The sequence below is a fragment of the Klebsiella sp. Q2 genome (assembly GCF_009900705.1).
Classification (GTDB): domain Bacteria; phylum Pseudomonadota; class Gammaproteobacteria; order Enterobacterales; family Enterobacteriaceae; genus Klebsiella; species Klebsiella quasipneumoniae.
The window spans coordinates 25,806-45,928 of record NZ_JAAABE010000007.1 but is presented as its reverse complement, the minus strand read 5'-3'; the positions used below and the strand labels follow the sequence as shown (position 1 = coordinate 45,928).

General features: G+C 60.8%; 15 protein-coding genes. 8 read left to right on the top strand and 7 right to left on the bottom strand.

The features are described from left to right. The first annotated feature begins 365 nt into the window (after positions 1 to 365). The gene (gene lptF / locus GT756_RS22460) at positions 366 to 1,463 is read left to right on the top strand and encodes an LPS export ABC transporter permease LptF (protein WP_012969078.1); all 1,098 of its coding nucleotides are present in this window, start codon (positions 366 to 368) and stop codon (positions 1,461 to 1,463) included. Further along, positions 1,463 to 2,545: an LPS export ABC transporter permease LptG gene (gene lptG, locus GT756_RS22455; RefSeq protein ID WP_002886956.1), complete on the top strand. Its 1,083-nt coding sequence runs from the start codon at positions 1,463 to 1,465 to the stop codon at positions 2,543 to 2,545. The genes lptF and lptG overlap by 1 nt, the downstream gene beginning before the upstream one ends. Before the next feature lie 48 nt (positions 2,546 to 2,593). Here the strand turns inward: lptG and GT756_RS22450 are convergent, their stop codons facing one another. Both GT756_RS22450 and GT756_RS22445 read right to left on the bottom strand, forming a co-directional pair. Beyond that, positions 2,594 to 4,096, bottom strand: a complete 1,503-nt coding sequence (locus GT756_RS22450; RefSeq protein WP_160125083.1) for a helicase HerA-like C-terminal domain-containing protein — start codon at positions 4,094 to 4,096, stop codon at positions 2,594 to 2,596. Positions 4,097 to 4,193: 97 nt separating this feature from the next. Further along, positions 4,194 to 5,015 carry a TIM barrel protein gene (locus GT756_RS22445; protein WP_023319606.1) on the bottom strand — a complete coding sequence of 274 codons (822 nt, stop codon included), beginning with the start codon at positions 5,013 to 5,015 and terminating at the stop codon, positions 4,194 to 4,196. Between the two features lie 351 nt (positions 5,016 to 5,366). On the opposite strand from GT756_RS22445, the gene GT756_RS22440 reads away from it, so the two are divergent. Continuing rightward, the gene (locus GT756_RS22440; protein ID WP_160125082.1) at positions 5,367 to 6,872 is read left to right on the top strand and encodes a CoA-acylating methylmalonate-semialdehyde dehydrogenase; all 1,506 of its coding nucleotides are present in this window, start codon (positions 5,367 to 5,369) and stop codon (positions 6,870 to 6,872) included. 18 nt (positions 6,873 to 6,890) lie between these two features. Continuing rightward, complete coding sequence (iolB, locus tag GT756_RS22435) at positions 6,891 to 7,700, top strand: 5-deoxy-glucuronate isomerase (protein WP_023291777.1); 810 nt, start codon at positions 6,891 to 6,893, stop codon at positions 7,698 to 7,700. Positions 7,701 to 8,448: 748 nt separating this feature from the next. On the opposite strand, the gene GT756_RS22430 is transcribed toward iolB, so the two are convergent. Together GT756_RS22430 and iolC are read right to left on the bottom strand one after the other, a co-directional pair. Continuing rightward, the gene (locus GT756_RS22430) at positions 8,449 to 9,306 is read right to left on the bottom strand and encodes a MurR/RpiR family transcriptional regulator (protein ID WP_004206536.1); all 858 of its coding nucleotides are present in this window, start codon (positions 9,304 to 9,306) and stop codon (positions 8,449 to 8,451) included. A 151-nt stretch (positions 9,307 to 9,457) separates the two neighbouring features. Continuing rightward, entirely contained in the window at positions 9,458 to 11,371 is a 1,914-nt protein-coding gene (iolC, locus tag GT756_RS22425) for a 5-dehydro-2-deoxygluconokinase (RefSeq protein ID WP_160125081.1), read from the bottom strand. A 505-nt stretch (positions 11,372 to 11,876) separates the two neighbouring features. On the opposite strand from iolC, the gene iolD reads away from it, so the two are divergent. Genes iolD through iolE form a run of 4 tightly spaced genes read left to right on the top strand, consistent with a single transcriptional unit; the run spans position 11,877 to position 16,726 of the window. Next, positions 11,877 to 13,817 (top strand): 3D-(3,5/4)-trihydroxycyclohexane-1,2-dione acylhydrolase (decyclizing), encoded by a 1,941-nt coding sequence (gene iolD, locus GT756_RS22420; RefSeq protein WP_004152191.1) that lies wholly within the window; start codon positions 11,877 to 11,879, stop codon positions 13,815 to 13,817. A gap of 46 nt (positions 13,818 to 13,863) precedes the next feature. Then, a complete protein-coding gene (locus GT756_RS22415) occupies positions 13,864 to 14,877 on the top strand; it encodes a Gfo/Idh/MocA family protein (RefSeq protein ID WP_004152192.1) in 1,014 nt (337 codons plus the stop codon). A 41-nt stretch (positions 14,878 to 14,918) separates the two neighbouring features. Continuing rightward, positions 14,919 to 15,803, top strand: a complete 885-nt coding sequence (locus tag GT756_RS22410) for a sugar phosphate isomerase/epimerase family protein (RefSeq protein WP_004152193.1) — start codon at positions 14,919 to 14,921, stop codon at positions 15,801 to 15,803. A 23-nt stretch (positions 15,804 to 15,826) separates the two neighbouring features. Continuing rightward, entirely contained in the window at positions 15,827 to 16,726 is a 900-nt protein-coding gene (iolE, locus tag GT756_RS22405) for a myo-inosose-2 dehydratase (protein WP_002886970.1), read from the top strand. A gap of 185 nt (positions 16,727 to 16,911) precedes the next feature. On the opposite strand, the gene GT756_RS22400 is transcribed toward iolE, so the two are convergent. The 3 genes from GT756_RS22400 to GT756_RS22390 are packed head-to-tail and all read right to left on the bottom strand — an operon-like array spanning position 16,912 to position 20,118. After that, a complete protein-coding gene (locus GT756_RS22400; protein ID WP_073901621.1) occupies positions 16,912 to 18,222 on the bottom strand; it encodes an ABC transporter substrate-binding protein in 1,311 nt (436 codons plus the stop codon). Further along, on the bottom strand, positions 18,215 to 19,288 hold the full coding sequence (locus tag GT756_RS22395) for an ABC transporter ATP-binding protein (protein WP_023319610.1): 1,074 nt from the start codon (positions 19,286 to 19,288) through the stop codon (positions 18,215 to 18,217). Before GT756_RS22395 ends, GT756_RS22400 begins: the two co-directional genes overlap by 8 nt. A 5-nt stretch (positions 19,289 to 19,293) precedes the next feature. Then, entirely contained in the window at positions 19,294 to 20,118 is an 825-nt protein-coding gene (locus GT756_RS22390) for a phosphodiesterase (protein ID WP_023284524.1), read from the bottom strand. Between the last annotated feature and the right edge of the window lie 5 nt (positions 20,119 to 20,123).

The window sequence follows — 20,123 nt, the reverse complement described above, 5'->3', positions numbered from 1 at the left end:
ACAACAGTGGTGGCTACGGCTATACTCGTCGCCTTTCAAGTTGCAGATGCGCCGGCTGCGCCTGCTTACCCTGACGTGGCACATTGTGCGCGCCAGGGGCCACAGCCCTGCTGCCTTCTTACAACTCGAAATCCATTGAGTATATAATTGCAAGCTTTCGTAACTCATATCCGCTGTTGCGGTGACTTCGTGTTAATCTTAACGTTATTAAGGCCTGGGTTCGTCAGAAAAGATCCTGACATGCAGAACCGATGAGTCATTTAATCTTAGCGACGTTTTCGACGACCAAAGAGAATAAATGACGTTTAAGCCATGAAACAAGCAATTTTCCTGCACTAAAACGGGTTTTTACGGGCGTATTTATAGTGATAATCATAAGATATCTGGTTCGTGAGACGCTGAAAAGCCAGTTGGCGATCCTATTCATCCTGTTACTGATTTTCTTTTGTCAGAAATTAGTCAGGATCCTCGGCGCTGCGGTGGATGGCGATATCCCAACCAATCTGGTGCTCTCGCTGTTGGGGCTCGGCATCCCGGAGATGGCGCAGCTTATCCTGCCGTTAAGTCTGTTCCTTGGCCTGCTGATGACCCTCGGCAAGCTGTACACCGAAAGCGAAATTACGGTGATGCACGCCTGCGGCCTGAGTAAAGCCGTGCTGATCAAGGCGGCGATGATCCTCGCGCTGTTCACCGGCGCGGTGGCGGCGGTCAACGTGATGTGGGCGGGGCCGTGGTCGTCGCGCCATCAGGATGAAGTGCTGGCGGAAGCCAAAGCCAACCCCGGCATGGCCGCTCTGGCCCAGGGCCAGTTCCAGCAGGCCAGCGATGGTAACGCGGTGATGTTTATCGAGAGCGTCAACGGCAACCGCTTCCATGACGTCTTCCTTGCCCAGCTGCGTCCGAAAGGCAACGCGCGACCTTCCGTGGTGGTGGCGGATTCCGGCGAGCTGTCGCAGCAGAAAGACGGTTCGCAGGTGGTGACCCTCAACAAGGGCACCCGCTTTGAAGGCACCGCGATGCTGCGCGATTTCCGCATTACCGATTTCAATAACTATCAGGCCATTATCGGCCACCAGGCGGTGACCTCCGATCCGGACGACACCGAACAGATGGATATGCGCACTCTGTGGCAGACCCACACCGACCGCGCGCGCGCCGAACTGCACTGGCGCTTCACGCTGGTGGCGACGGTCTTCATTATGGCGCTGATGGTGGTGCCCCTCAGCGTGGTGAACCCGCGGCAGGGCCGCGTGCTGTCGATGCTGCCGGCGATGCTGCTCTACCTGGTGTTCTTCCTGCTGCAGACCTCGATTAAGTCGAACGGCGGCAAAGGCAAAATGGACCCGGCTATCTGGATGTGGGCGATCAACCTGCTCTATTTTGCGCTGGCGGTGCTGTTAAACCTGTGGGACACGGTGCCGATGCGCCGCTTCCGCGCCCGTTTTAATAAAGGAGCGGCCTGATGCAGGCGTTTGGCGTACTTGACCGTTATATCGGTAAGACGATTTTCAACACCATCATGATGACGCTGTTCATGCTGGTGTCGCTCTCCGGCATTATCAAGTTTGTCGATCAGCTGAAAAAGTCCGGGCAGGGCAGTTACGACGCGCTGGGCGCCGGCCTCTATACCATCCTCAGCGTGCCGAAAGACATCCAGATCTTCTTCCCAATGGCGGCGCTGCTTGGCGCGCTGCTGGGGCTGGGGATGCTGGCCCAGCGCAGCGAGCTGGTGGTGATGCAGGCGTCCGGTTTCACCCGGCTGCAGGTGGCGCTGGCGGTGATGAAAACCGCTATCCCGCTGGTGCTGCTGACCATGGCGATCGGCGAGTGGGTGGCGCCGCAGGGCGAACAGATGGCGCGCAACTACCGCGCCCAGCAGATGTACGGCGGTTCGCTACTTTCCACCCAGCAGGGGCTGTGGGCGAAAGATGGCCATAACTTTGTCTATATCGAACGGGTGAAAGGTAACGATGAGCTGGGGGGCGTCAGCATTTATGCCTTCAACCCGGAGCGTCGTTTACAGTCGGTGCGCTATGCCGCCTCGGCAAAATTCGATAGCGAGAATAAAGTGTGGCGCCTGTCGCAGGTGGATGAATCCGATCTGACCGATCCGAAGCAGGTGACCGGGTCGCAGATGGTGAGCGGTACCTGGAAAACCAACCTGACGCCGGACAAGCTCGGCGTGGTTGCCCTGGATCCGGATGCGCTGTCGATCAGCGGGCTGCACAACTATGTGAAATACCTGAAATCCAGCGGTCAGGATCCGGGACGCTACCAGCTCAATATGTGGAGCAAAATCTTCCAGCCGCTGTCAGTGGCGGTGATGATGCTGATGGCGCTGTCGTTTATCTTTGGCCCACTGCGTAGCGTGCCGATGGGCGTCCGGGTAGTGACGGGGATTAGCTTCGGCTTTATCTTCTACGTGCTGGATCAGATTTTCGGCCCGCTGACCCTGGTGTACGGCATACCGCCGATCATCGGCGCGCTGTTGCCAAGCGCCAGCTTCTTCCTGATAAGCCTCTGGCTGATGATGCGTAAGGCCTAGCGGGTAAGTCTGAAACCTAAGCCCCCTCATTGATGAGGGGGCTTTTTTTTAGCGCTTGCGTCCGCCCAGCAGGCTGCCCAGCATGCCGCGGACGATCTGATTGGTGACCTGGCGAACTGCGCTTTTCGCCGCGGTCTGCACGATACCGTCGCGTTTGCCGCCGCGCGGGCCGGTGCTGCCGAACAGGATATCTTTCAGGCCGCCGAGCAGCCCGTCGTCTTCTCCGCTCTGCTGACCCTTCGCCGGCGGAGCCGACTGCTGCTCGGTAGTGACCTGCACCCCTTGCTGCAGCATCTCGAAGGCCGACTCGCGGTCCACCTCCTCTTCATACTTGCCGTACAGCGGCGAGTGATTCAGCAGGCCATTGCGCTCGTCATCGCTTACCGGCCCCATCCGCGAGCAGGGGGCGATAACCATCGCCCGCTCGACCACCGACGGACTGCCTTTCTCATCGAGGAAGGAGATCAGCGCCTCGCCGGTGCCCAGCTCCTGGATCGCCTGTTCGGTACTGAAGGCCGGGTTGGCGCGCATGGTCTGGGCGGCGGTTTTCACCGCTTTCTGATCCTTCGGCGTAAAGGCGCGCAGCGCGTGCTGCACACGGTTGCCCAACTGGCCGAGCACAGCGTCGGGAATATCCGCCGGGTTCTGCGAGACAAAATAGACGCCGACGCCCTTGGAGCGGATAAGACGGATCACCTGTTCGATTTTATCCAGCAGCACCTGCGGCGCATCGTTGAACAGCAGATGCGCCTCATCGAAGAAGAACACCAGTTTGGGCTTGTCGAGATCGCCCGCCTCCGGTAGGCGCTCGTACAGCTCGGAGAGCATCCACAGCAGGCTGGCGGCGTAGAGCTTCGGCATCTGGTAGAGCCTTTCAGCGCTGAGGATATTGATCACCCCTTTGCCACTGGCATCGACGCGCATCCAGTCGGCAATATCCAGCATCGGCTCGCCGAAGAAGTGCCCGGCGCCCTGTTGCTCCAGGGTCAACAGCCCGCGCTGGATGGCGCCGACCGAGGCGCTGCTGATATTGCCGTACTGATTCTGGAAAGATTTGGCGTTGTCGCCGATAAACTGGGTGATGGCGCGGAGATCTTTGAAGTCGAGCAGCAGCAGGCCGCGGTCGTCCGCGATGCGGAAAATAATGTTCAGCACGCCGCTCTGCACCTCATTGAGATTGAGCAGGCGCGCCAGCAGCAGGGGGCCAAGATCGGAGACCGTCGCCCGCACCGGGTGGCCCTTTTCGCCAAAGATATCCCAGAGCACCACCGGGTTGGCGTGCGCCTCCCAGTCGCTGACGCCGATCTTCTCCAGCCGCGCCTGCAGTTTCTCTGAGCTCTGCCCCGCGGCGGCAATGCCGGTCAGGTCGCCCTTGACGTCCGCCATAAATACCGGCACGCCAATCTCCGAAAACGACTCAGCCAGCTTTTGCAGGGTGACGGTTTTACCGGTGCCGGTCGCACCGGTGATCAGCCCATGGCGGTTGGCCATGGCGGGCAGCAAATAGAGCGTGTTATCCAGCGTGCGCGCAATCAACAGGGGTGAGCTCATGATCGATTCCTCCATTTATCCTGCGACGATTATAGGCAACCTCGTCGTCCGGCGTTGGGGAAATCGTCACGCGCCGCGCACGCTGTCGCGAGAGGCCTCAGGCGCAGTGGCGTTGGATAAGCGCGATGCTCTGCTCAATTTCGCGCTCGATATCCGCTTCGCTCCACTGCGCCAGCTCGGGAGCGAAGGGTTCAAAAGCGTATATCCCCTGATAGCCGCGGGCTTCCAGGGCCTTAACCTGCTCGCAGGTGCCGAGACGATCCTGCGGCGTCAGCATGATGCGCTCGGCATCGGTGAGCTGCTCGCGCGGACGGGTATCGTCCACTCCGGAAAGGTGGACCAGCCCGATGTCCGCTACCTCCACCTGACTGAACTCGTCCGCCGCCTGCGGGTAGAGATGGTGATGGAAGGTGTCGATCAGCAGCTTAAACGGCACGCGCGCGTCATGGATCAGCGTCTGCGCCTGGTGCGCCGATCGCAGCGAGCTTTGCGGGAAGCCCAGCGGCTCCACCAGGCCGTGGATGCCGTAGAAGGCGAACAGCGGGGCCAGATCGCGCAGGGCGCCCAGGGTGTCGCTGGCCGGCACCTCGCTGCCGTCGTTGAGCGGGCAGAGCACCAGCGATTTGGCGCCGATGGCCTGAGCCTCTTTCAGCAGCGACTCGGTCAGCTGCCGCACCTCTTCGCTACGGCGGTTAAAGGGATAGACCGCGTTAATCGTCAGGATCTCGATGTGATAACGCGCCGCCAGCTCGCGCACCTGCTGATGGCTTAAATCGTCGGTCACCTTCCCGCTGGGTAAATCGTTGCGCAGCTCGACTTTATTCAGGCCCAGACGGTTCACCAGACGGAAAAACGCTTCAATGCTGAGCGCTGGCGCGATTTTGCGGTTAATACAAAAACGTTGCATTGCGATGGCCATAGGACACTCCTGACGGAAGAGGGGTAGGTTCGTTCAATTGGCTAACAGTCAAAACGTTTATTCCAAAATAAGCAAGAATGAAAATGATGATTGTTTGAGCTGCCTCGCAAAATATTCCCGGCCGCCGCGGCGGGAGCGACCGGGACGGGGAGCCTGGCATCACGAGGCGGCGCGGCTCGATGGGGGAAGCGTGTAAGCGATGCGTGAGCGCAAAATGCGACTGTTATCACCAAAATGAAATTTCATTTCACAACAATGTTGAAATATAAATTTCATTTTACTACGGTTATAGCACAGCAGAATCAGCGACGGGCCGGTGTGCGCTGGCCCTCTTCACTATGAGGCGAGAACATGACGATCACAGGAAACTTTATTGGCGGGAAAACCGTTATCAGCAGCAGCAACGAAACGATGCCGGTGTACGATCCGGCGACGGGCAAAGCGGTGCGCGAAGTCACGGTATCGACCGCGCAGGAAGTCTCTGAGGCGATTCAGGTTGCTCGCGATGCGTTTGACAGCTGGTCCCGTACCACGCCGCTGCGCCGCGCCCGCGTGCTGTTCAACTTCAAAATGCTGCTGGAGCAGCACGTGGAAGAGCTGGCGGGGATCATCGTCAGCGAGCACGGCAAAGTGTGGTCGGATGCGCTGGGCGAGCTGACCCGCGGCATGGAAGTGGTCGAATTCGCCTGCGGGATCCCGCACCTGATTAAAGGTGAATACTCTTCTGACGTCGGCACCGGCGTCGACAGCTATTCGCTGATGCAGCCGCTGGGCGTGGTGGCCGGGATCACCCCGTTCAACTTCCCGGCGATGGTGCCGATGTGGATGTTCCCGCTGGCGCTGGCCTGCGGCAACAGCTTCGTCCTCAAACCGCCGGCGCTGGCGCCGACGGCCGCCGTGCGTCTGGCAGAGCTGCTGAAAGAGGCCGGTCTGCCGGACGGCGTGTTTAACGTCGTGCACTGCAGCAATGAAGATGCCGAGCAGCTGTACACTGACCCGCGCATTGCGGCAGTGAGCTTCGTTGGCTCCTCCGGCGTGGCGGAGTATATCTATAAGACCGCCAGCGCCCACGGCAAGCGCGTGCAGGCCTTTGGCGCTGCCAAAAACCACGCGATAGTGATGCCGGATGCCGATCTCGACGCCACCGTTAACGCCATTATGGGCGGCGCCTTCGGTTCCGCGGGCGAGCGCTGCATGGCGCTGCCGGTGGTGGTCGCGGTGGGAGATGAAACCGCCGACAAACTGATCGCCCGCCTGAAGCCGTTGGTGGAAGCGCTGAAAGTGGGCCCGGGCTGCATGCGCGGCCAGGAAGAGAACGAGATGGGGCCGGTGGTTTCTGATACTCACCAGAAAAAAGTCCTCGGCTATATTGATAAAGGCGAAAGCGAAGGGGCAAAACTGGTGGTCGATGGCCGCAAACTGCGCGTGCCGGGTTACGACGCGGGCTATTATGTCGGCGGCACCCTGTTCGATCACGTCACCCCGGAGATGACCATCTGGCGCGAAGAGATCTTTGGCCCGGTGCTGGGGATTGTGCGCGCGGCGGACTATGACAGCGCCCTCGAGCTGGTCAACAGCCACGAGTTTGGCAACGGCAGCGCCGTCTTCACCAGCAACGGCCACACCGCGCGTGAATTCGTCCACGACGTGCAGGCGGGGATGGCCGGGGTGAACGTGCCGGTCCCGGTGCCGATGGCGTTCCACAGCTTCGGCGGCTGGAAGCGCTCAGTGTTCGGGGCGCTGAACGTTCACGGGCCGGACGGCGTGCGCTTCTACACGCGCATGAAGACCGCCACCGTACGCTGGCCGGCAGGGCAGCAGACCGTATCTGAATTCAGCATGCCGACGTTAGGTTAATCGGCGAAGGAGAGCGCCATGTCGTTACTGGCTAAATCGCGAAAAGAGGGACAGATCCAGCATATTACGCCGCAAAGCGCCGGTTGGCGCTATATCGGCTTTGATGTCTGGATGTTGAAAAAAGGGCAGACCGTGACGCTGGAGAGCGGCGACCGCGAGCTGTGCCTGGTGCTGGTCGCCGGCCTGGCGTCGGTGAAAACGCAGCAGGCCGATTTCCCGAATCTCGGTAAACGGATGTCGCCGTTTGAACGCACCCCGCCGTGGTCGGTGTACGTGCCGCCGCAGGATCGGGTCGAGGTGACCGCCGATTCCGATCTGGAGCTGGCGGTGTGTAGCGCGCCGGGCAAAGGCAGCTTCCCGGCACGCCTTATTCGGCCGGAAGATGTCGGCGTCGAGCATCGTGGGAAAGGGCGCAACCAGCGTCGGGTGCATAATATTCTGCCGGACAGCGCCGAGGCGGATTGCCTGCTGGTGGTGGAAGTCTACACCGACGAAGGGGCCACCAGCTCGTGGCCGTCGCATAAGCACGATACCGCCCAGCCGGGCAAAGAAACGCAACTGGAAGAGACCTACTATCACCGCTTCGATCCGCCGCAGGGCTTTGCCTTCCAGCGGGTCTACACCGACGACCGCAGCCTGGACGCCTGCATGGCGCCCTATAACCACGATGTGGTGATGGTGCCGCGCGGTTACCATCCGGTGGCGGCGATTGCCGGTTACGACAGCTACTATCTGAACGTCATGGCCGGGCCGGATCGGAAATGGCTGTTCACCTGGGAAGAGGACCACGCCTGGATCAACACGCCGGAATATCCGCGCCACGACTAACGTGACGCGCAGACGCCGATAAAAAAGGCCGGTTAGCGATGCTAACCGGCCTTGTTGTTTGAGGCTGCGGGTGTTTTTTAGCGAAAGGCTCCGCGGAATCCCACTCCCTGGCCCGGCAAGCGCAGCGTTGCCGGGCCGTCAGGCACCGTACCCGTGACTGTGCCGGATGGCGCTACGCTTATCCGGCCTACAGGGTTCGTGCGACCTGTCCTTGATTTACCCACTTGCGCGACTGAAACTGCCGGTGCTGACGGCCTCAAAATCGCTGAGACGTTCCCGGAAGGCCGGGGCAGCCCGCATGGATGCGGGCTGAGGGCCGTGTTTTGCAGGGACGCTGCCTCGGCCCGACCCGAAGCCTGCAGGGATAAGTCGAAGGGACCGCGCAGCGGCGATTTTGCTGGCCGGAGCCCGGGGGTACAGGGGGCGGCGGCGACTGGCCGCCCCCTGTGCGCTCCCTGCGCCATGCCAGGCATAACGCAGACGATTAACCGGGAGCGCAAATTTCGCTGAAGTTACACGTGATAAACGCATTGTCTGGCCGGGAAAGTTGCAAACCGATAACAGTCTCTACGGCGACCCGCAGGCGCACATACCCCAGGCCCGGCAAGCGCAGCGCCGCCGGGCAGGACACCTCCGGCGCCATACCCGCCTTTGTGTCGGATGGCGGCATAAATGCCTTGCCCGGCCTACCGGCGCCTCCCACAGGCTTATGCTACTCCGCCGGGCAACTAACGCCAGGCGGCTTATTTCACGCCTTCTGCTTGGCCTCAGACTCCTGACTGCTGTTCAGCGCCAGCGAGACCGCCAGCGTCTGGGCCAGGCACAGCGAAGCAACCTGCGAGCGGAAGCCATCCACCTGCGCTTCCCGCACCACAAAGCAGACATCGCTGAAGGCCGCCAGCGGGCTGACCTGGCTGTCGGTAATGGCGATCTGCCGCGCTTTGCGCTGCGCGCCCAGCTCCACCAGCTCGACCACTTCCCGAGCGTACGGCGAGAAGCTCACCGCCACCACCACGTCTTTCGGGCCGACCAGACTCAGCTGCTCGGTGAACATGCCGCCGAGGCCGTCGATCAGAAAGGCTTTGCGATCGAGGTGGCGCAGCGCATAGGTCAGATAGGAGGCGACGCTGAACGACCGGCGCAGGCCAATGACGTAAATATTTTCCGCCTCGCCCAGCAGGGCCACCGCGCGCTCCAGCTCATCGCTGGAGGTCTGCATCGCCAGCTGCTGCAGCGCCTGGTTGTTCACCATCGTGAACATATTGAGGATTTCCGTCGGCGTTTCCGGCGGGCTGGACTCATCGCTGGTGGTCTGGCGGAACAGACGGGCGCGCTCGGTATAGTTGGCGGTCTCTTCCATCAAATGCTGCTTGAACATCTGTTTCATTTCGTTAAAGCCGCTGAAGCCGAAGGCGTTGGCAAAACGAATCAACGTGGAAGGGGGAACGTCCGCCTGTTGCGCAATGGAGGCCACGGTATCGAAAGCCACGCTATTGCTGTTATCAAGGATATAGCGGGCGACCTGTTTCAGGCGTTTGCTTAACGTATCGTAGCGACGCCTGATTTCATCCTGCAGGATGGTCAGCTGTGTTGGGTTATTGGCCATAGAGTGCGCTCTGAGAAAATGGAAGGAATATGGCTTCCAGTGTACCAAATGAAGCGAATTTTTCATTTATTGCGACGAAATACGCGATTCATTTCACGAAGAAACAGAAAAACGCCCGCTCCGCAAGGTGACGGAGACGGGCGTCGGGGGATCAGCGGCGGGCTTCGCGCCAGTAGCCAATAAGCGTCAGGTAGTTGCGTTTCACTTCCTCTATCAGGGCCTCATCGCTGAGCTCACCCTGCATCCAGCGCCGCGACGGCTGGCCAAAGATGGTGCGCCCGACGGCGAAACCTTTGATCATCGGGTGTGCGGCCGCTTCGGCGAAACCGGCGCGCAGTTTGTCGGAAGGCGCGTCGAGGCCGAGGATCAGGATCCCGCGGCTCCACGGATCTTCGCGCTCGATAAGGGCGGTGATCTGCTGCCAGCTGGCGCTGGAGAGCGGCGGCAGCTTCCACCAGTCCGGCTTGATCCCCAGCTGATAGAAGTGTTCCAGCATGGTGTGGTAATGGCGCTCGTCTTTGTCCGGGCCATTTTCCGGCAGGATCACCTCCAGCAGCAATTCATGGCCTGACTTGTTACAGGCCTGCCACACCTCGAGCAGCAGGGCGTCCTGCTCTGCACGCAGCGCCGCCGGGTCGTCCGGGTGATAGAAGACCAGACATTTGACGACATGCTCCAGCGGCCACTCGATCAGCTGCGAGCCGATGTTGCCATGCTCCAGACGCAGCGGTCGCGAGCTGGGCAGTTCGATAGGGCGCCCGATCCACCAGCCCTTGCCGGTAATGGCGTTCAGCGCACGCTGGCCGTAGGTGCCGTCGGCCAGAATACCGCTGCGCTGGTCAAGACCCGCCTCCTGCGCCGCCGCTTCGGCCGCGGCCAACAACAGCAGCTTGAGCTGCGGAATGCAGGCTTCATCGCGCCCGGCCTCCCGCGCCAGATCGGCCAGCTGTTTGCGATGGTCGAAGGCGAAAATGCACAGCTCCGGCCACTGCTGGCGGCGGCTGGTCACCCGGTGCAGGTGGTTGAGGCGCTCGTCGACGTCCGGGCGCGGCACCGATTCGGCGCGCTGCAGGTAGTCATCGAGTTCGACTTTGGTCGGCATCGCCGGCGCACAGCCGTGGCGGGAGACCACCAGCGCCCCGCAGGCGTTGGCATAACGGCAAGCCTGCTCCCAGCCCTCGTCGTTAAGCCAGCCGCGCAGCAGGCCCGACATAAAGGCATCTCCGGCGCCCAGCACGTTGAGCACCTCCACGCGCACGCCCTGCTGCAGCGGCACCTGGTCCCAGCTGTCCGGGATGTCGCCTTCCAGCACCACGCAGCCCATCGGCCCGCGCTTGCAGACGAGGGTGGCTTTGGTGGCATGGCGCACATTTTTGAGCGCGGTCAGGGTATCGGTGCTGCCCCCGGCAATATGAAACTCTTCTTCGGTTCCCACCACCAAATCGAACAGATGCAGCACTTCCTGCAGCTGGCTGGTGACCGGCCCGGACTCAATGAAACGGGTTTCGCCATCGCCGAGCGAGGTGAGTCCCCACAGCACCGGACGGTAATCGATATCCAGCGCGGTACGCAGGCCGTGACGGCGGGCGTACTCCAGCGCCTTCAGCACCGCGGCGCGGGTGTTGGCGTGCGACAGATGGGTGCCGGTCACCGCCAGCGCCCGGGAGGAGGCAATATACTCCTCGCTGATGTCGTCAGGCGTTAAGGCCATATCGGCGCAGTTATCGCGGTAGAAAATCAGAGGGAAAGTCTCCTGATCCTTGATCCCCAGCATCACCAGCGCGGTCAGGCGGGATTTGTCGGTAATCAGATACTCAGTATCCACCCCGGCGCGGTTGAGCGTTTCACGCAGGAAACGGCCGTTGTGTTCATCGCCAACGCGCGCCAGCATGGCCGATTTCAGCCCCTGAATCGCGGTGCCAAAGGCCACGTTGCCGGAGGAGCCGCCCAGATATTTCGAGAAACTGGCAACGTCTTCTAGCCGCGAACCGATCTGCTGGGCATAGAGGTCGACGGCCACCCGACCTATACAGATGACGTCGAGCCGCTTTACTGCTGCATTCATAGCTAGGATTTCCTTTTTGGTGTCTGCTGCCTGGAAGGGTCGGGATCCCGACGTCGACTCCGTGAACAGCCTGAGGGTTATTGGTTACCCTTAGTTTGAGAAATAAATATTTCATTTGCAAACTCGTTCGAAATTAAAAAACCAAAAGTGTGAGGGATCTACCACTCTGCCGCACTGAGCCTCGCGTGAGCGCGGATCGTCCCCACTGTTGACCCGGGAGGAAATGAAACGCCACACGACATCCATTTACCTATGATTTTTAAGGGGATATTGCCGTGTGCTGCGGCAAAAAAGGGCCCGAAAACGTGTCAGGAATGTAAGTGAAACGTATGAAATGGGTAGAGAGTTTGATCCTTCTCGCAAAATGAAATATTTCTTCTGTATTTGTATTTAATGAAAAAAATGTTTGCCTATAATCCACAGGTATTCCAGTGACGTGAACGACGGCCCCGGCGGCATCGGCGCGACGCCACACACAAATACTGAACAATAAGGATTGTGCATCATGGGCAAACTGAGACTGACAACGGCGCAGGCGCTGGTGAAGTTCCTCGATAACCAGTACCTGGAAGTGGATGGCGTAGAGCTGAAGTTCGTGAAAGGCATTTTCGCGATATTCGGCCATGGCAACGTCCTGGGGCTGGGGCAGGCGCTGGAGCAGGACAGCGGCGACATGCGCGTCTATCAGGGGCGCAACGAGCAGGGGATGGCCCACGCGGCCACCGGTTTTGCCCGCCAGGCCTTGCGCCGGCAGATTATCGCCTGCACCTCCTCCATCGGTCCGGGGGCGGCCAACATGATCACCGCCGCCGGCACCGCCAGCGCCAACCGCATTCCGCTGCTGCTGCTGCCGGGCGATGTCTTCGCCACCCGCCAGCCGGACCCGGTGCTCCAGCAGATTGAACAGAGCTACGATCTCAGCATCAGCACCAATGACGCTTTCCGCGCAGTCAGCAAATACTGGGACCGCATTACCCGCCCGGAACAGCTGATGAGCGCCTGCATCAACGCCATGCGCGTCCTGACCGACCCGGCGGAAACCGGCGCGGTGACGCTGTGCCTGCCGCAGGACGTGCAGGGCGAAGCCTGGGACTACCCGGAATCCTTCTTTGCGCGCCGGGTGCACCGTCTTGACCGCCGCCCGGCCAGCGCCGCGCAGCTGGCGGACGCCGTGGCGGCCATCAAAGCCAGCCGTAAACCGCTGATCGTCTGCGGCGGTGGGGTGAAATACTCCGGCGCGGGCGAAGCGCTGTCCCGTTTCGCCGAGCGCTACGGGGTGCCCTTCGCCGAAACCCAGGCCGGGAAGGGGACGGTGGTCTCTTCTCACCCCCTGAACGTCGGCGGCGTCGGCGAGACGGGCTGTCTGGCGGCGAACCTGCTGGCGAAAGAGGCCGACCTGGTGATCGGCGTCGGCACCCGCTTCAGCGATTTTACCACCGCCTCGAAATGGATTTTCCAGCACCCGGAGGTGCGTTTCCTGAATATTAACGTCAGCAACTTCGACGCCTGGAAGCTGGACGGCATTGCCATGCTGGCGGACGCCCGGGAAGCGATGACCGCCCTCGACGCGGCGCTGGCGGACAGCGGCTGGCAGGCCGGCTGGGGCGCGCAGATCGAGAGCGTGCAGAGCCGTCAGTTAAAAGAGACCCAGCGCGTCTACCAGGCGGTGTGGCAGGAGAAATCCTTTGTCCCGGAGATCGACGATCATCTCGATCGCGAATCAGTGTATCGCGAATTCCGCCAGATCACCGACTCCACCCTGACCCAGAGCAGCGTCCTTGGGGTACTGAATGAAACGCTGCCGGCCGAGGCGGTGATCGTCGCGGCGGCGGGCAGCCTGCCTGGCGATCTGCAGCGCGTCTGGCGCAACCGCGCGGAAAACACCTACCACGTGGAGTACGGCTACTCCTGCATGGGATATGAGGTCAACGCCGCGCTGGGCGTGAAGCTGGCGCAGCCGCAGAGCGAAGTCTACTCCCTGGTCGGCGATGGCTCGTTCATGATGCTCCACTCTGAACTGGTCACCTCTCTGCAGGAGCGGGCGAAGATCAACGTCGTGCTGTTCGACAACATGGCCAACGGCTGCATCAACAACCTGCAGATGGAGCACGGGATGGACAGCTTCGGCACCGAGTTCCGTTACCGCCAGCCGGAAACCGGCCAGCTGCAGGGCGGCCTGGTGCCGGTGGACTTCGCCACCATCGCCGCCGGCTACGGTTGCAAAACCTGGCGCGTCACCACCCTGGACGAACTGCGCCACGCGCTGGACGCCGCCCGTCGCGAAACGGTCAGCACCCTGATTGATATTAAAGTGCTGCCGAAGACCATGGTGCACAAATACGGCAGCTGGTGGAACGTTGGGGTCGCCCAGACGGCGCTCTCTGAGCGGATCCGCAAAGTTGCGCAAATGATTAATGAAAAACGCGCCCAGGCGCGTGATTACTAAAACGAACATCCACCCTGAATCCTACAGACTTACGGAGAAAACCATTATGTCGCTCAAATTAGGTGTCATCGGCGCTGGCGCTATCGGTAAAGAACACATCCGTCGCTGCACCCAGGTTCTGCAGGGCGCCACCGTTGTGGCGGTGTCTGATATCAATGCCGACAACGCCCGCGCGGCGGTCGCGCTGCCGGGCGTGCAGGCGGAAGTCTACGCCGACGGCCACGACGTGATTAACGCCAGCGATGTCGATGCCATCCTGGTCACCTCCTGGGACCCGACCCACGAAGAGTACACCCTGGCCGCCATCGCCGCCGGTAAGCCAGTGTTCTGCGAAAAACCGCTGGCGATGTCTGCGGAAGGCTGCCGCCGCATCGTCGATGCCGAAATGAAGGCCGGCCGTCGCCTGGTGCAGGTAGGTTTTATGCGCCCATACGACGAAGGCTATCTGGCGCTGAAAAAAGTGATCGACGATGGCGATATCGGCGCGCCGCTGATGCTGCGCTGCGCCCACCGCAACCAGTCGGTCGGCGAGAACTACACCACCGATATGGCGATCACTAACACCCTGATCCACGAGCTGGACGTGCTGCGCTGGCTGCTGAACGATGACTACCGTTCCGTGCAGGTGCGCTTCCCGCGCTCCACCTCGCACACCCATGCGCGCCTGAAAGATCCGCAGATCGTCTCCTTTGAAACCAAAAAAGGCACCCTGATCGACGTCGAAGTGTTCGTGAACTGCCAGTACGGGTATGACATCCAGTGCGAAGTGGTCGGCGAGACCGGGATTGCCCGTCTGCCGGAGCCGTCTGCCGTCCAGATGCGCAAGTCCGCCAGCCTGTCGACCGCCATTCTCACCGACTGGAAAGACCGCTTTATCAAAGCCTACGACGTCGAGCTGCAGGCCTTTATCAACGACGTCAAAGCCGGCCAGCTGCACGGCCCCTCGGCCTGGGACGGCTACGCGGCGTCGGTGGCGGCGGACGCCTGCATTAAAGCGCAGGGAACCAGCGAGCCGGTTGAAGTGACGCTGCCTGAGTGCCCGGCATTCTATAAACGTTAAGCACGTTTTGCTGACGGAACTTCTTTGCACAGGTAACGACGATGAAAATTGCCTTTGATGTGGATGTGATTAAGGACCTCGGGATCACCCGCATGGTCCATCAGGTAGCGGAGTGGGGCTACAAGTACATTGAACAGTCGCCGCACCCGCAGATTAACCCGTTCTACAAGCACCCGCGCGCCAGCCGGGAGATCATGGCGGAGTACAAGCAGGCGCTGCGCGATACCGGCCTTGAGCTATCGTCGTTTATCTGCGTCTACCGCTGGTCCGGCCCGGACGAACTGCGCCGTCAGGCGGCGGTGAAAAACTGGAAACGGCTGGTGGAAATTGCGGTGGAGATGGGCGTTCAGGTGATCAACACCGAGTTCTCCGGCGATCCGAATCAGCCTGAGATCTGCGATGAAATGTTCTATCGCTCGATGGAAGAGCTGTTGCCGATTTTTGAGCGGGAAGGCATCCGCGTGGAGATCCAGGCGCATCCCTGGGATTTCTGCGAAGAGAACAATGAAACCGTCGATATCGTGAAGTCGTTCCGCAGCGATAACGTGAAGTACGTCTACAGCGTGCCGCACACCTTTTTCTACGACAAAGGCGTCGGCGATGTGGCGAGCATGCTGCGCTATGCCGGGAGCGATCTCTCCCATGTCCTGATTGCGGACACCCGCAATCATACGAAACATTGCCGCTATATCGTTAACCCACCGGGCGTGGATGCCGTGGTGCACCAGCACGTAGGCGTCGGGGAAGGGGATGTGGATTTCGACGCGCTGTTCCGCACCCTGCGCGAAATGAAATTCGCCGAGCAGACCTTCAAGGTCGGCGGGGAGCCGATTGTCGCCACCTCGCTGTTTGGCTACCCGGAAAAAATGAAATACCAGGCAGTGGAAACCCGTGAACTCATTGAACGTGAATTGCTGCGCCGCTAAGGCGCAGCGGCAGGAGCCCTACTATGAACAAAGATAACGTCAAACTGGCTATCGCCCCGATCGGCTGGACTAACGATGATATGCCGGAGCTCGGCAGCGAAAACACCTTCCAGCAGATCGTCAGCGAAATGGCGCTGGCCGGCTTTACCGGCAGCGAAGTCGGCAGCAAATATCCGCGCGACCCGGCGGTCCTCAAGCCGATGCTGGACATCCGCGGCATTCAGATCTGCAACGCCTGGTTCAGCACCTTTTTCGCCAACGGCCAGCGGGAAAAAACCATTGATGAATTCGTCAATCACATGAACTTCCTTCATGCGATGGGCGCGAAAGTGATTGGCTGCTCCGAGCAGAGCGGCAGCATCCAGGGGCTGGATAAACCGATCCTCGGCGATGCGAAGCCGTGCTTCAGCGACGAAGAGTGGCAGCGGGTAGCGGAAGGCTATAACACCCTCGGTCGCCTGGCGGCGGAGAAGGGGATGCAGGTCTGTCTGCACCACCACATGGGCACCGGCATCCAGACCACTGCGGAAATCGACAAGTTTATGTCGCTGGTGGACGAGCGCGTCTTCCTGCTGTTCGACACCGGCCACGCCTGGTATTCCGAAGGCGGCGAAGCGCCGATGCTGGCGATCCTCAAAAAGTATCTGCCGCGCATCAACCACGTTCACCTGAAAGACGTCCGTCCGCCGGTGATCGACCAGGTGCGCCGCGACGGCCTGTCGTTCCTCGACGGCGTGAAAAAAGGCACCTTCACCGTCCCGGGCGACGGGGTGATCGATTTCCGTCCGGTGTTCAAGCTGCTGGACGACTTTGGCTATAAAGGCTGGATGGTGGTGGAAGCCGAGCAGGATCCTGCCCTGGCCAATCCTTTCGAATACGCCGTCAAAGCGCGCAAATATATTCGCGAAACGGCAGGGATCTAATCGTTGTGACATTTTCAGGCCATACCGGGTATGGCCTGCTTTTTTCCTTTCTCAACCGGACCCAGGGCTCAACCACGGCGCCGGACAGTTCCCTCTCCCGGGCCCAGGGCTTAACCACAGCGCCGTACCGTCCCCCCTCCCTCAGGGAGAGGGCCAGGGTGAGGGTGACGATGACGGGTAAAGCGTCACTTCACTTCCGCCAGCGCGGTCTTATCCACATAAGGTTTCATCAGCGCGTCGGCTTCCTTCTGCGCCGCCTGCACCGCCGCTTCCGGCGTCACTTTGGCATCGTTAACCACCGCCGCCAGCTGGTTCTCCATCGCCTTACGTACCGCAACGGTCTCCCAGGTGGAGTACCACGGATGGGCGTACTTCAGCTGCTCAAGGGCGATCGCCGCCCGCGGATCCTGCTGCAGATAGGCCTTCATCTCTGGCGTATCGTATGACGCCTTGCGCGGCGAGAAGTAGCCGGTAAAGCGGCTCCACGCGCCGTTCACGTCGGGGCTCACCAGATAGGTCAGGAACTGATACGCCGCTTTCTTCTGCGCATCGCTGATGCCTTTAAAGCTCACCAGGCTGGCGCCGCCGATCGGCACCGCGCGCTGCTCTTTGGCCGGCAGCATCGCCACCCCAAGCTCAAAATCTTTGCTATTTTCGCGCATAAAGCCCAGCGCGCCGGTGCTGAGCATCGCCATCCCGAGCTTGCCGGAGAAGAACGCGGCGCTGATCTGCTTCGAGTTCAGCACCCCGGACGGCATCACCTTGTCCTTGTAGATCAGATCCTGCCAGAAGCGCAGGGCGCCGATGGCGGTCGGCGAGTTGTAATAGACCTCGCCAGGATAGTCTTCGTTAAAGTATTTCCCGCCGTTGGCGCGTACCAGCGCCGAGAAGATCCAGCCGCCGTAGTCGTCGTTGGTCGACGGCAGCATGATCCCCCACTGGCCTTTGCTCTCGTCGGTCAGCTTTTTGGCATCAGCCAGCAGCTCGGCCCAGGTCTGCGGCGGCTGTTTGATCCCGGCCCGATCGAACATCGTCTTGTTGTAGTAGAGGATCGGCGTCGAGTTATGGAACGGGATCGCATAGGTGGTGCCCATCACCTGGGCGTTCTTATGCATCGCGGGCCAGAATTCCTTTTGCAGAAAATCGCCAGCCTTTTGATCGCCATATTTAAACAGCTCGTCCATCGGCAGGATCTCATCCTTCAGCGCCAGATCGGTGGTGAAGTTGGCGGACATGATCACCAGCGCCGGCGGCTGGCCGGCCTTCTGCGCCGATTCGGCTTTGATCTTGGTGGTGTCGTAGTTGCCAGTGAAGATGCCGCGCACTTCGACATCCTGCTGCGAGTCGTTGAATTGCTTAATGACGCGGGTCATCTCCATGGTCAGCTTGCCGTCCACCGGCGCCGGGAACATGAAGTCTATTTTCTCTTTTGCCAGCGCCGCGCCGCTCAGGGCAAGACTGAGGCCAACCGCGACTACCGTAAGAGGTTTAAACATGATTACACTCCATCAGTAAATTATGCTGGGTCTCAGCATGAAAAAGATGCACATCGGCAGGCGAGAAGCCGATCGGTAGCGACTCGCCTTTCTCCGGCACCGTGCCGCGGTGGCGGCGGCTAAAGCGCAGGGTGCCGATCGGGGTGCTGACGTGGAGCAGGTAGTCGGCTCCCATCAGTTCTCGTTGCAGAACGGTGGCCGGCAGGCGCAGATGGCCCTCCTCCACGCGGTCGGTAATATGTTCCGGGCGAACGCCCAGCCAGACGCGAGTCTGATCCCGGTGGCGCGGCGGCAGCGGATGGCGCTGTTCTCCCAACAGTACTTCACCGTTGGCGCAGGGTAGCGACAGCAGGTTCATCGCCGGCGAACCGATAAACCCGGCGACGAACAGGTTGGCAGGGTTGGCGTACAGATACTCCGGGCGCCCGACCTGCTGCACGTGGCCGCCGTTCATCACCACGATGCGGTCGGCCATCGACATCGCCTCGGTCTGGTCGTGGGTCACATAGATGGTGCTGGTTTTCAGCTGCTGGTGGAGGGCCATAATGCTGTCGCGCACTTCGCTGCGCAGGCGGGCGTCGAGGTTGGAGAGCGGCTCGTCCATCAGGAACAGCCGCGGATTGCGCACGATCGCCCGGGCCATCGCCACCCGCTGGCGCTGGCCGCCGGAGAGCTTCGCCGGTTTGCGGTCAAGCAGCGCCTCCAGCTGCAGCATCTGCGCCACTTTGTCCACCCGCGGCTGCCAGCTGCTTTTCTCTTCCTTGCGCACCTGCATGCCGAAGGTAATGTTGTCGCGTACCGACAGATGCGGAAACAGGGCATAGTTCTGGAAGATCATCGCGAAGTTGCGCTCGCGTGGCGTGGCGGCGGTGATGTTCTCATCATGCAGCCAGATTTGGCCTTCGCTAACCGGCTCCAGCCCGGCAAGCAGGCGCAGCAGGGTGCTTTTCCCGCAGCCCGACGGGCCGACCAGCACCACGAATTCGCCTTCGTGAATATCCAGCGACAGGGCGCTGAGCGCCGGCTTGCCGTCGAAACGTTTACTGATGTTTTGCAGACTGAGCATGGCGGTTAGCGCTCTTCCGTTGGGCAACTGATGTTTTCGTCGTACAACCACGGCCCGGCGTAGTGGGCCAGCGAGTGCTGGTAGCTCACCCACTGCTCGCCGACCTGGCGGTGCATCAGGCATGAAGCCGGGGAGAGGTCGTAATAGGGCCGGGTGTCTTCGTGGCAGTACGGCACCTGATGGACGGTACCAGGGATAGTGGAGATCAGCGCCTGGCGATACTGGGTCATGGTCAGGCTGTGGTTATGGCCGCAGAAGATGCGCGTCAGCGACGGGAAACGCTCCACCAGCGCCAGCAGACGGTGGCCGTTTTCGCAGGCGATCGGGTCCATCTGCGCATTGCCCAGCGGCAGAGGCGGGTGGTGCATAAAGATGGTCGCCGGTTTGTCGCCGCCCTCGAACAGCTGGGCTTCCAGCCAGCCGATGGTCTCGTCGGTCAGCCAGCCCTTCGAGGTGCCGGCGCGGCTGGAATCGATAAACAGCAGGCGGGTGGCGAAATCATCCACCGCATAGCGCATATTTTGCGGATCGTTGCCCAGCTGCGGGCACAGCGGGTGAAGATGCTCCAGAAAATGGGCTTTGTCGTCGTGGTTGCCGGGGATCAGATACAGCGGATAGTTCAGGCTGCCGAGGATCTGGCGGGCCACCTGATACTCCTCCGGGCGGCCGCAGTTGACGATATCCCCGCTCACCACCACCGCGTTCGGGCGCTCGCGCAGCGCGTTAAGCTGCGAGACCACATCGGCGTTGGCGGCGTTGACGTCGATAAAGCCGTACAGCTTCTCGCCGCGGCTGCGGAAATGGGTATCGGAAATGTGCGCTAACAGCATGAATC